Raw genomic sequence first — 13971 nt, forward strand, 5'->3', positions numbered from 1 at the left:
CGCCCTCAGGCTATTAAGGCGCCGGAATGGTAAACCGGGTGTGGATTTCTTCGAGCGCCTGCAGCACGTCCTCATCCAGAATCACGTCGAGGCTGTCGAGGTTGATTTTCAACTGCTCCACCGAGGTGGCGCCCAACAGGGTGCTGGCGACGAACGGCTGCTGACGCACGAAGGCCAACGCCATCTGCGAAGGATCCAGCCCGTGTTTTTTGGCCAGCGCCACGTATTCGGCGATCGCTCGTTGGGTTTGCTGCCCTGAATAACGGTTGAAGCGGGTGAACAGCGTATTGCGCGCACCGGCCGGTTTAGCGCCGTTGAGGTATTTACCGCTCAGCGTGCCGAACGCCAGGCTGGAATAGGCCAGCAGTTCTACCCCTTCGTGCTGGCTGATTTCGGCCAGGCCAATCTCAAAGCTGCGGTTCAGCAGGCTGTACGGGTTTTGAATCGACACGATGCGCGGCAGCTCGTGTTTCTCCGCCAGTTGCAGATAGCGCATTACGCCCCAGGGCGTTTCGTTGGAGACCCCGATATAGCGAATTTTACCGGCGCGCACCTGCTCAGTCAGCGCCTCCAGGGTTTCCAGCAGCGTGACCGTGGCTTTGTCATCGGTATATTGATAGTTGAGTTTGCCAAAGCAGTTGGTGGCGCGCTGCGGCCAGTGCAATTGGTAAAGATCGAGATAATCGGTGTTCAGCCGCTTGAGGCTGGCGTCCAGCGCGGCGCGGATGTTTTTGCGATCGAGCGCCTGCTGCGGGCGGATGCTGCTGTCAGTGCCGCGCACCGGGCCCGAGACTTTGCTGGCCAGGACGATTTTTTCGCGATTGCCGCGTGCTTTGATCCAACTGCCGATATAGCTTTCGGTCAGGCCCTGGGTTTCCGGGCGGGGCGGCACCGGGTACAGTTCGGCGGTGTCTATCAGGTTCACGCCTGCGGCCAATGCATAGTCCAGTTGCGCATGGGCGTCGGCTTCGCTGTTCTGTTCGCCAAAGGTCATGGTGCCCAGTCCCAGCACGCTCACTTCTAAAGAACTGTGGGGAATACGGTGGTATTGCATTAACGGCCTTCCTTTCTTGTTAGCGCTGACGGGCCGCACGGCCCGGTGAAACAGGAGCCCAATCTCAGAAGACGGCGCAAAGTCCGTCGGGCGGCGATGTCGCCTTTCCTGACTATAACCAAGCGGTGAAGATGGGGGAAGCGGATTCAGTGCGGACACGAATGAGGGCTACCGCGCTTGAACGGGCGATAGCCGGCGAGCGGTGATTAGCGTTCGATAACCTGGGAAACCTGGTCGCCGTTGATCTGGCGGTGGTTGCCTTTCTCATCTTTATAACTGATGAGCCCGGTGTCTGTATCGATCTCCGGTTTGCCTTGCGTCAGGATCATGTTGCCGTCTTTGGTCGCCATCACGTAGTCGCTGGAACATCCCGCCAAACCGGCGGCCATAACCAGCGCAGACACTGCCATTACCCACTTTTTCATCCTGCGGATCCTCGATTATGCAGAAAACAATGTTCTTTCAAGATTAGCAAACTCTTGGCAGAGAGCGTCTCAGATAAGTCTTTATCTGATAAGAAAAACTGAAATGAGGGGGCAACGAAACGGCGGAAGCCGCCGATAGCGGCTTCCGTGCAGGTTTATTCGGAGGCGTGATTTTTCTTGCTGCGCATCAGATTGAGCGCTTCTACCGACATGGAGAAGAACATGGCGAAGTAGATGTAGCCTTTCGGCACGTGCACCTGGAAACTTTCCAGCATCAGCGTGAAGCCCACCAGGATCAGGAACGCCAGCGCCAGCATTTTCACCGACGGATGGCGATTGACGAATTCGCCGATCGGCCGTGCGGCGAACATCATCACGCCGACGGCAATCACCACCGCCGCCATCATGATGAACAGGTGATCGGAAAGGCCTACGGCGGTAATCACCGAATCCAGACTGAAGATGATATCCAACAGCATGATCTGTACGATCGCGCCGAAGAAGCTGTGCACCTTGGTGTGGTGCTCTTCTTCCGTGCCTTCGATGGTTTCGTGGATCTCTTTGCTGGCTTTCCAGATCAGGAACAACCCACCGAGCAGCAGGATCAGATCGCGGGCGGAAATGGCGTGATCCAGCACGGTGAACAGCGGGTGCGTCAAGCGGATCACCCAGGCGATGGAGGCCAGCAGCGCCAGGCGCATCAGCATGGCGGCGGCCAAGCCCATTCGGCGAGCTTTGTTCTGTTGCGCTTTGGGCAGCTTCGCCACCACCAGCGACAGAAAAATGATGTTATCAATACCCAGTACGATCTCAAGAATGGTTAGCGTACCTAACGCTAACCAGGCATTGGGATCCATAATCCATTCGAACATTGCCCGACACACCTTAATACTTAATAAATGCAAAGCGTGAATTATACGCGTTTATCGTGGCGCTGACAGGGCTAGCTAAACCAGAGTTAAACGAAATCGCTTAGATTGAGAAATGTCTTGCCAGCAGCGCGCCGGTAAAACCCTTTTTCAGATAGAAACCGCGCGGCAGCGTCATGATAGGTTGCCCCTGTTCGCCGATGGCTTCGGTGAGCGCCTTGTTGTTGGCCGCTTTGGGGCGCAGTTGCAGCACTTCGCCGTGGCGTGCGGTGATGCGTTCTACGTGACCGAGCACAATCAGATCCATCAGCTCTTCCCAATCGCGGCGCAGCATCTCTTCTTCTGCAGCGCTCGGGCTCCACAGCAGCGGCGAACCGACGCGGCGCTGCGCCAGCGGGATTTGCCGTTCGCCCTCTACCGGTATCCACAACACGCGCGCCAGCTTGTGGCGAACGTGGCTGCTGGCCCAGGTGACACCGCTGTTGCCGGTGAGCGGGGCCACGCAGACGAAAGTGGTCTCCAGCGGTTTGCCGGCGGCGTCTACAGGAATGGTTTTCAGCTCAATGCCCAGCTCGGGAAAATCCTGTTCCGGTTTGCTGCCGGCCATGGCGCCGAGGTACAGCTCCAGCAGCATGCCCACCCAGCCTTTATCGCGTTTCAGATCCTTGGGGATCGGCAACTGCGCGCGGGCGGCCAGTTCGCCAAAACTGAAGCCGGCCAGCGCCTGAGCGCGCTCGAACAGTTGCCGTTCATTTTCCGGCGGGGGCGGCAGAGGGGATAAAAACGCCATAAATCAAGCCTGTCGAATTTGGTTGAAAAACGTACTGCAAAGATACACGGGAAACGGTAACCCCAGTCGCCTGGGGAAAAGAATAATAGTAGCATGATTTTACATGACTTTTTTTCTTTCCTTGCGCGGGCGGCAATGCACCCGCGAGGCTTGTTCACCTGAAGCCACCGACAATAAACAGGATCTTACACCTATTTATCCACAGATTTATGGGATAACCCAAATTTTTACCGATCACTGGTTCAATTTACAGCCTTGACTCGGGCGTTTTTTTACGAATTTGTCCGTTTTGTGCGTAACTTGCCCGGATAATCTGTGGATAAAAACGGCGTTGGTGGATCTTTCGCCAGGGTAAGATCCTTACCGTGCATAGATCACATTTTTGCCCTGTATATAACTGTGGGATATTGGTTAATTATATGTTTTTATGAAAAATATTGTTTTTTCGGTGTGAGGGGGGATTTTCGGGGACGAGAGTTTTACCGGCTTATCCCTCGAGTTCTACACACACCTATCCACAGAAAAAGTGAATAAAACCGGTCTGAAATGCCAATGCATGTTTATAACTTTGCCTATATCTGTGAGTTATCCCAATGTTATCCGGCCCGCAGCGCCGTAAAGCAGTGGTTTACCGCCTGTAGCTTGTGTGAAACAATCAGGACATCTATGCGAATTTAAGCTTATCGAGGTAGTCCGGTGATCGATGATGATGGCTACCGCCCGAATGTTGGTATCGTAATCTGTAATCGTCAGGGGCAGGTCTTATGGGCCCGCCGTTACGGTCAGCACTCCTGGCAGTTTCCCCAAGGTGGGATTAACCCTGGCGAAACTGCGGAGCAGGCGATGTACCGTGAGCTGTTCGAAGAAGTGGGGCTGAGTAAAAAGGATGTGCGCATCCTGGCTTCGACCCGCAACTGGTTGCGCTATAAATTGCCGAAACGTTTGGTGCGTTGGGACACAAAGCCGGTTTGTATCGGCCAAAAGCAAAAATGGTTTTTGTTGCAGCTATTGTGCAATGACGCTGATATCAACATGCAGCGCAGCAGCACGCCGGAGTTCGACGGTTGGCGCTGGGTGAGCTTCTGGTATCCGGTGCGCCAGGTGGTGTCGTTCAAACGCGACGTCTACCGCCGGGTGATGAAAGAATTCGCCGTGACCGTGATGCCGATGCAAGAGCAGGCGGCGCCGCGGCAGGCCCCCGCTTATCGCCGAAAGAGAGGTTAAGTTAAGCCGACTATGCTCACGCGCTTGCGAGAAATTGTAGAGAAGGTGGCCGCGGCGGCCAGTCTGACGGATGCGCTGGATCTGCTGGTCAATGAAACCTGTCTGGCGATGGACACCGAAGTGTGCTCCATTTACCTGGCGGACAACGATCGCCGCTGTTACTACCTGATGGCCACGCGCGGGCTGAAAAAGCCGCGCGGGCGCACTATCGCATTGGCGTTTGACGAAGGTGTCGTCGGGTTGGTAGGCCGTCGGGCCGAACCCATCAACCTGGCCGATGCCCAAAGCCATCCCAGCTTCAAGTACGTTCCTCAGGTCAAAGAGGATCGCTTCCGATCCTTCCTCGGGGTGCCGATCATTCACCGGCGCCAGCTGTTGGGGGTGTTGGTGGTGCAGCAGCGCGAGCTGCGCCAGTTCGACGAAAGCGAAGAGTCGTTCATGGTCACCCTGGCCACGCAGATGGCCGGGATCCTTTCACAGTCGCAGCTTAATGCCATTTTCGGTCAGTATCGCCAAACGCGCGTGCGCGCGCTGGCGGCCTCGCCCGGCGTAGCGGTGGCGGAAGGGTGGCAGGACAGCAGCCAGCCTTCGCTCGATCAGGTTTACCGCGCGTCGACGCTGGACACCGCCAGCGAGCGCGAGCGCCTGACGTTGGCGCTGGAAGAGGCCGGTGCGGAATTTCGCCGCTTCAGCAAGCGTTTTGCCGCCAGCTCGCAAAAAGAGAGCGCGGCGATCTTCGATCTTTATTCTCACCTGCTAAACGACGCCCGCCTCAAGCGCGAATTGTTCGCCGAAATCGACAACGGCTCGGTGGCGGAATGGGCGGTGAAGCAGGTGATAGAAGCCTTTGCCGAACAGTTCGCCAAACTGCAGGACACCTATATGCGCGAGCGCGGCAGCGACCTGCGCGCGCTGGGCCAGCGCCTGCTGTTCCACCTCGACGACAGCACTCAGGGCGCCACCCAGTGGCCGGCGCGTTTTGTGCTGGTGGCGGATGAACTGACCGCGACATTGCTGGCCGAAGTGCCGCAGGATCGCCTGGTCGGCGTGGTCGTGCGCGACGGCGCCGCCAACTCGCATGCGGCGATTTTGGTGCGGGCGATGGGGGTGCCGACGGTGATGGGCGCCGACATTCAGCCTTCTCTGCTCAGCCAGCGGCTGCTGATCGTCGATGGGTATCGCGGCGAACTGCTGGTCGATCCTGAACCGGTGCTGGTGCAGGAATACCAACGGCTGATCAGCGAAGAACAGGAACTGAGCAAGCTGGCGGAAGACGACGTCGAACAGCCGGCGCAGTTGAAAAGCGGCGAACGCGTTCAGGTGATGCTGAACGCCGGCCTCAGCCCGGAACATGAACAGCTGTTGGGCGGCCGGGTGGACGGCGTGGGGTTGTACCGCACTGAAATACCGTTCATGTTGCAAAGCGGTTTCCCTTCCGAAGAAGAACAGGTCGCGCAGTATCAAGGCATGCTGCAGCTTTATCCCAACAAACCGGTCACGCTGCGCACGCTGGACATCGGCGCCGACAAGCAACTGCCCTACATGCCGATCAGCGAAGAAAATCCCTGCCTGGGCTGGCGCGGCATTCGCATCACTCTGGACCAGCCGGAGATCTTTTTGATACAGGTGCGCGCCATGCTGCGCGCCAATGCCGGCACCGGCAACCTGGGCATTTTGCTGCCGATGGTCACCAGCCTGGAAGAGGTCGATGAGGCCAAGCGCCTGATTGACCGCGCCGGGCGCGAGGTGGAAGAGGTGCTTGGCTACGCGATCCCGAAACCGAAAATCGGCGTGATGCTGGAAGTGCCGTCGATGATTTTCCTGATCCCGCATTTGGCCGGGCGTGTCGACTTCATCTCGGTCGGCACCAACGATTTGACCCAGTACCTGCTGGCGGTGGATCGCAACAACACGCGGGTAGCCTCGCTGTACGACAGCCTGCATCCCGCGATGCTGCAGGTGCTGAAGCTGATCGCCGAACAGGGGAAAGCAGCCGGGCTGCAGCTTAGCCTGTGCGGTGAGCTGGCCGGCGATCCCATGGGCGCGCTGTTGCTGGTGGGCATGGGCTATCGCAATCTGAGCATGAACGGTCGCAGCGTGGCGCGCATCAAATACCTGCTGCGGCATATCGACCTTGCCGACGCCGAAGTGTTGGCGCAACGGGTGTTGAACACCCAAATGACCACGGAAGTGCGCCATTTGGTGGCGGCGTTTATGGAACGACGCGGCATGGGCGGGTTGATTCGCGGCGGCAGATAATCGCCGCGCGATGTGATTTTTTTACAGAACTTTTCCCGTGCTGCCGGCCCGGACCGCGCTAAGCCTATGTTATGATGCGCAACCTCAGCGCGACGCATGTTCGTCGTCTTGCAAACCGCAGTGGCCAACGCTGCCGTTTGAAAGGCGTGTGACAACCTGCGCCGACGTTTGGCACCTGCCGCCCCCGCATGGGGAAAAATAACAGACATGTTGTGGTGATAGATGAGCAATAGCTATCTGGCGTTTCCTAAATTTGATCCGGTCATTTTCTCCATTGGCCCGGTTTCTTTGCATTGGTACGGCCTGATGTATCTGGTCGGCTTCGTTTTTGCCATGTGGCTGGCGGTGCGCCGCGCCAACAAGCCGGGCAGCGGCTGGACCAAAGACGAAGTGGAAAACCTGCTCTACGCCGGTTTCCTGGGCGTATTCGTCGGCGGCCGCGTGGGCTATGTGCTGTTCTACAACCTGCCGTTGTTCCTGGATAATCCGCTCTATCTGTTTAAAGTCTGGGATGGTGGCATGTCGTTCCACGGCGGATTGATGGGGGTGATTCTGGTGATGTTCTGGTTCGCTCGCCGCACCAAACGCACCTTCTTCCAGGTTTCCGATTTTATCGCGCCATTGATCCCGTTCGGTTTGGGCGCCGGCCGCCTCGGCAACTTCATCAACGGTGAACTGTGGGGCCGCGTGACCACCGACACCCCTTGGGCGATGCTGTTCCCAAGCTCGCGCAGCGAAGACGTGGCGCTCGCCGCCGCCGACCCTTCTCTGCTACCGCTGCTGAATCAGTACGGCGTGCTGCCGCGTCACCCGTCCCAGCTGTATGAACTGCTGCTTGAAGGCGTGGTGCTGTTTATCATTCTGAACCTGTTCATCCGCAAGCCGCGGCCGATGGGTGCCGTATCGGGCCTGTTCCTGATCGGTTATGGCGCATTCCGCATCATCGTTGAAGCGTTCCGCCAGCCGGATGCCCAGCTTGGCCTGTTCGACGGCGTGATCAGCATGGGGCAGATCCTGTCCATCCCGATGGTGGTGGCCGGTGTTATTATGATGATTTGGGCGTACCGTCGTCGCCCGCAGCAACAACTGTCGTGAGGGACAAATGAAACAGTATCTGGATTTGATGAACAAGGTGCTCGCCGAGGGCACTCCTAAAGCCGACCGTACCGGCACTGGCACGTTGTCGATTTTCGGCCACCAGATGCGTTTCAATTTGCAGGAAGGCTTCCCGTTGGTGACCACCAAGAAATGTCATCTGCGTTCGATCATTCATGAGCTGTTGTGGTTCCTGAACGGCGATACCAACATCGCCTATCTGCGTGACAACAAGGTCACCATTTGGGACGAGTGGGCCGATGAAAACGGCGATCTCGGCCCAGTGTACGGCAAGCAGTGGCGAGCCTGGGGCGCGGCGGACGGTCGTCAGATCGATCAGCTGAGCAACGTGCTCCAGCAGCTGAAACAAGATCCGGATTCGCGCCGCATTATCGTTTCCGCCTGGAACGTCGGTGAGCTGGACCAGATGGCGCTGGCGCCGTGCCACGCGTTCTTCCAGTTCTACGTGGCGGACGGCAAGCTCTCTTGCCAGCTGTACCAGCGTTCCTGCGACGTGTTCCTCGGCCTGCCGTTCAACATCGCCAGCTACGCGCTGTTGGTGCATATGATGGCGCAGCAGTGCGATTTGGACGTCGGCGACTTCGTCTGGACCGGTGGCGATACCCATCTGTACAGCAATCATATGGAACAGACGCAGCTGCAGCTGACGCGTGAACCCCGTCCGTTGCCGAAGCTGGTGATCAAACGCAAGCCGGCTTCGCTGTTCGATTACCGTTTCGAAGACTTCGAGATCGAAGGTTACGATCCGCACCCGGCCATCAAGGCGCCGGTCGCGATCTGACCTTAACCGCATCACACCAGGGGCGCAGCGATTGCGCCCCTTTTTTTATCCGCATTGCGCGCCGCGCCGCATTTTATTGTCGCCACTTGTCGCTACAGGGAAAACATTGCGCAGCTTGCCGCAAGGCTTGCGCATGGGGCTTTACCGCCTTGTTACGGCCCTTACACTGGCCGCATGAAAGAAAATACGCTCTCGAACATCGATCACCACCAGCGTGGCATGACACTGATTGAGCTGTTGGCGGCGCTCCTGATCGCCGGCATGCTCACCGGCTGGGGCGTCGGTCAATGGCGCCACTATCAGCAAACGTTGCGCCTGGAACATACTGCCCAGCAGCTGCTGGCGTTTTTACTGCGACTGCAGGCGGACGCCAACTGGCGCAACCGCACGACGCTGCTGTGGTTCAAGAACGGCACGCCCTGGTGCCTGGGCGGCGGTGTGCCGCCGCCGGATTGCGCTTCCGCCGAGGGTTCCGTTTTCTCACCGTCTTATCGCGACGTCGTTTTGAGCGGCTACACCGACAAAGAGATCGGGTTTTACGGCTTGCGCAATACCGCGCAGGCGGGGCACATCCTGCTCAGCAACGAGGCAGGCGGCCTGCGGCTGGTGCTGTCCGCCCGAGGGCGGCTGCGTTTGTGCAGCGAAGGGCTCCGGATAAGGGGGATCGCGCCATGCTGACTGTCGAACGCGGTTTTACTCTGCCGGAGGTGATGCTGGCGCTGGTGTTCGGCAGCGTGATCGCGCTTGGCGCCGCGAAAACCTACCCGCTGTTGCGCCAGCAAAACCTGGCCGTCGGCAAGCATTTTCGGCTGGAGTCAACGCTGCGGCAACTGGCATTCGGCATCGAGAAAGACCTGCGCCGCGCCGGTTTCTGTGCCGGGCAGTGCGCCGGCCGTCCGCTGCTGATCGGCCAGACGGCGGGAGAAGCGGCGGACAGCTGCGTTATCGTCGCTTACGACATCACCCGCAGCGGGCAATGGCTCACCTCGGGCGAGGATGCAGGTTATTTCGGTTATCGGCTGCGCAATGGCGGCTTGGAAGGGCAACGTGGCGTAAGCCAATGCGACGGCGGCGGCTGGGAGCGGCTGCTCGATCGTGACGAAGTGCGCATTGAGCAGTTTCATGTGGCGATAGAGCGCGGGGAGCATGGCGGTGCGCTGGCCCGTTTGACTCTGGCGGGGCGCTCTGTCGGCGATGCGCGTATCAGGCGCAGCCTGAGCGGGAGCGTCGAAATGGCGGCGTTGCCATGAACCGGCGGGGCCAGCGAGGCGGCAGCACTTTGGCGGCGGTAATGTTGCTGTTGGCGTTGGGGTTGATGTTGCTCAATGCCCAGCACCGGCAATTGGATAACGCGCTGTTACTGGCCGCCGATCAGCAGCGCTACCTCCAGGCTTACAATCAGGCCGCTTCGGCGCTGAGTTGGGGCATGCTCCAGCGTTGGCCGCGCGCCGAGCTGAGTGCGGCGGCCTGGTTATGCAGGCAGCGCGAGGAACTGACGGCCTGCGCCCGGCTGTCTGCCAGAGCGGGCGTCGTGACGGTACGCGGCCTGGGCGAAATGCGCGGGGGTGAGCCGCTTTGGCTGTATCAATGGGGCGAGTTTGGCGGTGCGGAATCGGTCGGCAGGGTGCAAGCGCTGCCGGGCGGGCGGCTGGATTTTTGCCCCGAGAAAAGGCCGGCCGACTGTGAGGGTTAACGCTCGCGCAGGGCGGTTATCCCGCAACGGCTTCAGCCTGCCGGAAGTGTTGGTGGCGGCATTGTTGTTCTCGGTGTCGCTGCTGGGCTTGTTACAGTATCATCAGGTGCTGTTGCAGTCGTTCCAGCGCCAGTGGCACTACCGACAAGCCTGGGTGATGGCGCATCAGCAGTTGGAGGCGTTCGCCGTCACCGGTCGGCTCGATGCCGAACCGCTGTCGGAAGGCTGGCGACGCGAGACGGCGTTCGACGGCGCGGATGCGGATTGCCGCCGATTGACGGTCAGAGTACAAACTCCGCAACGGCAGTGGGCGACGCTGAGCCGCTGGTATTGCACCCGTTTTTGAGCCGGTACGTATCTAGTTTTAAAGGAGCCATCATGTTCACGGTTTATCATTCCAATCAGCTGGATTTATTGAAAACGCTGACCAGCGCGCTGATAGCCAGAGATCCGTTGGCCGATCCTTTTCAACAGGAAGTGGTGCTGGTTCAGAGCCCCGGTATGGCGCAATGGCTGCAAATGCAGCTGGCTGAGCAGTTCGGCATCGCCGCCAATGTCGCGTTTCCGCTGCCGGCGACCTTCATTTGGGACATGTTCACCCGCGTGTTGCCGGATATCCCGAAAGAGAGCGCCTTCAGTAAGGACGCCATGACCTGGAAGCTGATGTGGCTGCTGCCGGAGATGCTGACCCAGCCGGCGTTCGCGCCACTGCAGCACTATCTCACCGATGACGGCGACAAGCGAAAAATCCACCAATTGGCCGGCCGGGTTGCCGACCTGTTCGACCAGTATTTGGTTTATCGCCCGCAGTGGCTGGATAGCTGGCAGCGCGGCGAACGCATCGACGGTCTGGCGGAGGCTCAGCAATGGCAGGCGCCGCTCTGGGCGCGCCTGGTGGAGTACACGCGCGAATTGGGGCAGCCGGAATGGCACCGCGCCAATCTGTATAGCCGCTTTATCCACGCGCTGGAGCAGGCAACAACGTGTCCGCCCGGTTTGCCGCCGCGGGTGTTTATCTGCGGCATTTCGGCGTTGCCACCGGTCTATCTGGAAGCGCTGCAGGCGCTGGGGCGGCATATCGATATCCACCTGATGTTCACCAACCCTTGTCGTTATTACTGGGGCGACATTCAGGATTACGCTTTCCTGGCCCGCTTGCAGAGCCGCAAGCGCCGTCACTATCATCAGGCGCGCGAGCAAGGGCTGTTTCGCGAGCCGGCCGACGCGGCGCGTCTGTTTGACGCTGAAGGGCAGCAGCAGCTCAGTAACCCGCTGCTGGCCTCCTGGGGCAAGCTCGGGCGCGATCACCTCTATTTGCTGTCGCAGATGGAAGGGGCGCAAGAGGTCGACGCCTTTGTCGATATCCCGGCGGATACCATGCTGCACGCCGTTCAACGCGATATGCTGGAGCTGGAAGACCACGCGGTGATCGGCATCACGGCGGAAACGCTGGAAAGCAGTTTCAGCAAGCGCAGGCTCGATCCGCAAGATCGTTCCCTCAGCCTGCACGCCTGCCACAGCCCACAGCGGGAAGTGGAGGTGCTGCACGATCAACTGCTGACCATGCTGGCGCAGGATCCCGCGTTGACGCCGCGCGACATCATCGTGATGGTGGCGGATATCGACAGCTATACGCCTTATATTCAGGCGGTGTTCGGCAATGCTCCCGCCGAGCGCTACCTGCCGTTCGCCATTTCCGACCGTAAGGCGCGCCAGGCGCATCCGGCGCTGCAGGCGTTCATCTCACTGCTCGATCTGCCGCAAAGCCGCTTTACTTCGGAACAGGTGCTGGCGCTGTTGGAAGTGCCGGCCCTGGCCGCCCGTTTCGCCATTGGCGAAGAGGGGCTGCGCCTGTTGCGTCACTGGGTCGGTGAATCCGGCGTGCGCTGGGGTCTGGACGACGATAACGTGCGCGAACTGGATCTGCCCGCCACGGGCCAGCACACCTGGCGATTCGGCATTACACGCATGCTGCTCGGTTACGCGATGGACAGCAACGCGGGCGATTGGCAGGGCATTTTGCCTTACGACGAGTCGAGCGGGTTGGTCGCCGAACTGGCGGGGCAGTTGGCGGATCTGCTGGCCCAATTGAGCCATTGGCGGCAAGTCTTGAGCGAAGCGCGCTCGCTCGATGCGTGGCTACCGCTGTGCCGACAGCTGCTGGATGCCTTCTTCGAAGCGGATAATGATACCGAAGTGGTGCTGGCATTGATCGAGCAGCAGTGGCAGCAGGCCATCAATTTTGGCCTGGCGGCGCGCTATCCGGATGACGTGCCCTTGACGATTCTGCGCGACGATTTGGCGGCGCGCCTCGATCAGGAGCGCATCAGCCAGCGCTTCCTCGCCGGGCAAATCAATTTCTGTACGCTGATGCCGATGCGCTCGATTCCGTTCAAGGTGGTGTGCCTGCTGGGCATGAACGACGGCGTGTATCCGCGCACGTTGCCGCCGCTGGGCTTCGATCTGATGGCGCAGCAGGTCAAGCGCGGCGACCGCAGCCGGCGCGATGACGACCGCTATCTGTTCCTGGAGGCGATTCTGTCCGCGCAACAACGGCTGTATATCAGCTTCATTGGCCGTTCCATTCAGGACAACAGCCCGCGCTATCCTTCGGTGCTGGTTACCGAGCTGCTGGAGTATCTTGAACAAAGCTATTGCCTGCCGGGAGACGAGGCGTGCACCGCCGACGACAGCGCCCGGCGAGTGGGCGAGCATTTGCTGAAGTGGCATGCGCGCATGCCGTTCGCCGCCGAGAATTTCTTGCCGGGCTCGGAAGCGCAAAGCTATGCCGCCGAGTGGCTGCCCGCCGCCGACGGGCGCGGGGCGGCGCATCCGGCCTTCAACCAGCCGCTGCCCGCCGAAACGCTGCAGCAAATAGCGTTGGAGGAGCTGCTGCGGTTTTACCGCCATCCGATTCGCGCTTTCTTCCAGCTGCGGTTGGGCGTCAGCTTTATCCTGGAAGAGACCGAACTGCCGGACGAAGAGCCCTTCACGCTGGATAACCTCAGCCGCTATCAATTCAACAGCCAACTGCTGAATACCCTGATCGACGGCGACGACCCCGAGCGGCTATTCCAGCGGGTGCGCGCCGCCGGGGGGTTGCCCTATGGCGCCTTCGGGGAAATCTATTGGCAAAGGCAGCAGGAAGAAATGAGCGACCTGGCCGAACAGGTGCGCGCGGAGCGCGCGCAGAGCCACAGCCTGGAGCTGGATATCGAGATAGCCGGCGTGCGCCTCAGCGGCTGGTTGCATCAGGTGCAGGATGATGGCCTGTTGCGCTGGCGGCCCGCCACGTTGTCGGCGGTGGACGGCATATTGCTGTGGCTGGAGCACCTGGTGTACTGCTGCGCCGGCGGCACCGGCGAGAGCCGCATGTACGGTCGCAAGAACTCCGCCTGGCGCTTTGCCGCGCTGGCGCCCGAAGACGCGCAGGCGCAGCTGGCGGAACTGCTGGCGGGCTATCAGCGCGGTTTGTGTCAGCCGCTGCTGTTGCTGAACAAGAGCGGCTGGGCGTGGCTGAGCCAGTGTTATCAGCCGGAAACGCAGCAAATCGACTGGGAGGAAGAAGCGCAAACAAAGGCTCGCGCCAAATTGCTGCAGGCTTGGCAGGGCGATCAGCGCATTCCCGGAGAAGGGGAAGATCCCTACGTTCAGCGAGTGTTCCGCCAATTGGACAATGACTACCTGGCGCAAATACTGGCCGAAACAGAGCGTTATCTGCTGCCGGTGGCGCGTCATAACCTGGGGTAACAATCCCCCG

The 13971-nt window shown here is 59.7% G+C and carries 13 protein-coding genes; 9 read left to right on the plus strand and 4 right to left on the minus strand.

Annotation, left to right across the window (positions count from 1 at the left end; genetic code table 11):
- Positions 1–13: 13 nt before the first annotated feature.
- From J9788_RS22555 to mutH, 4 genes are all read right to left on the minus strand, one after another.
- Positions 14–1054 (minus strand): NADP(H)-dependent aldo-keto reductase, encoded by a 1041-nt coding sequence (locus tag J9788_RS22555; RefSeq protein WP_033644844.1) that lies wholly within the window; start codon positions 1052–1054, stop codon positions 14–16.
- A gap of 206 nt (positions 1055–1260) precedes the next feature.
- Positions 1261–1479, minus strand: a complete 219-nt coding sequence (locus tag J9788_RS22560; RefSeq protein WP_016929923.1) for a YgdI/YgdR family lipoprotein — start codon at positions 1477–1479, stop codon at positions 1261–1263.
- 155 nt (positions 1480–1634) lie between these two features.
- A complete protein-coding gene (locus tag J9788_RS22565; RefSeq protein ID WP_046899042.1) occupies positions 1635–2351 on the minus strand; it encodes a TerC family protein in 717 nt (238 codons plus the stop codon).
- Positions 2352–2451: 100 nt separating this feature from the next.
- Positions 2452–3138, minus strand: a complete 687-nt coding sequence (gene mutH / locus J9788_RS22570; protein ID WP_033644848.1) for a DNA mismatch repair endonuclease MutH — start codon at positions 3136–3138, stop codon at positions 2452–2454.
- Positions 3139–3834: 696 nt separating this feature from the next.
- Here mutH and rppH point away from each other — a divergent pair.
- The 9 genes from rppH (at position 3835) to recC (ending at position 13961) form a co-directional block, all read left to right on the plus strand.
- Positions 3835–4362, plus strand: coding sequence for an RNA pyrophosphohydrolase (rppH, locus tag J9788_RS22575; protein ID WP_004931849.1), 528 nt, complete (start codon positions 3835–3837; stop codon positions 4360–4362).
- 12 nt (positions 4363–4374) lie between these two features.
- Positions 4375–6621: a phosphoenolpyruvate--protein phosphotransferase gene (gene ptsP / locus J9788_RS22580; RefSeq protein ID WP_182265320.1), complete on the plus strand. Its 2247-nt coding sequence runs from the start codon at positions 4375–4377 to the stop codon at positions 6619–6621.
- Between the two features lie 222 nt (positions 6622–6843).
- Positions 6844–7716 carry a prolipoprotein diacylglyceryl transferase gene (lgt, locus tag J9788_RS22585; RefSeq protein WP_015378920.1) on the plus strand — a complete coding sequence of 291 codons (873 nt, stop codon included), beginning with the start codon at positions 6844–6846 and terminating at the stop codon, positions 7714–7716.
- Positions 7717–7723: 7 nt separating this feature from the next.
- The gene (gene thyA, locus J9788_RS22590) at positions 7724–8518 is read left to right on the plus strand and encodes a thymidylate synthase (RefSeq protein WP_046899044.1); all 795 of its coding nucleotides are present in this window, start codon (positions 7724–7726) and stop codon (positions 8516–8518) included.
- A 174-nt stretch (positions 8519–8692) separates the two neighbouring features.
- Entirely contained in the window at positions 8693–9196 is a 504-nt protein-coding gene (locus J9788_RS22595) for a prepilin peptidase-dependent protein (RefSeq protein ID WP_182265319.1), read from the plus strand.
- Positions 9190–9768, plus strand: coding sequence for a prepilin peptidase-dependent protein (locus J9788_RS22600; protein WP_182265318.1), 579 nt, complete (start codon positions 9190–9192; stop codon positions 9766–9768). The genes J9788_RS22595 and J9788_RS22600 overlap by 7 nt, the downstream gene beginning before the upstream one ends.
- The gene (locus J9788_RS22605; protein WP_182265317.1) at positions 9765–10211 is read left to right on the plus strand and encodes a YgdB family protein; all 447 of its coding nucleotides are present in this window, start codon (positions 9765–9767) and stop codon (positions 10209–10211) included. Before J9788_RS22600 ends, J9788_RS22605 begins: the two co-directional genes overlap by 4 nt.
- Complete coding sequence (locus tag J9788_RS22610; RefSeq protein ID WP_046899048.1) at positions 10201–10557, plus strand: prepilin-type N-terminal cleavage/methylation domain-containing protein; 357 nt, start codon at positions 10201–10203, stop codon at positions 10555–10557. The genes J9788_RS22605 and J9788_RS22610 overlap by 11 nt, the downstream gene beginning before the upstream one ends.
- Positions 10558–10589: 32 nt before the next feature.
- Complete coding sequence (gene recC / locus J9788_RS22615; protein WP_182265316.1) at positions 10590–13961, plus strand: exodeoxyribonuclease V subunit gamma; 3372 nt, start codon at positions 10590–10592, stop codon at positions 13959–13961.
- Positions 13962–13971: the final 10 nt, after the last annotated feature.

The sequence above is a fragment of the Serratia sp. X10 genome, from assembly GCF_017811775.1.
GTDB classification, from domain to species: Bacteria; Pseudomonadota; Gammaproteobacteria; order Enterobacterales; family Enterobacteriaceae; genus Serratia; species Serratia ureilytica.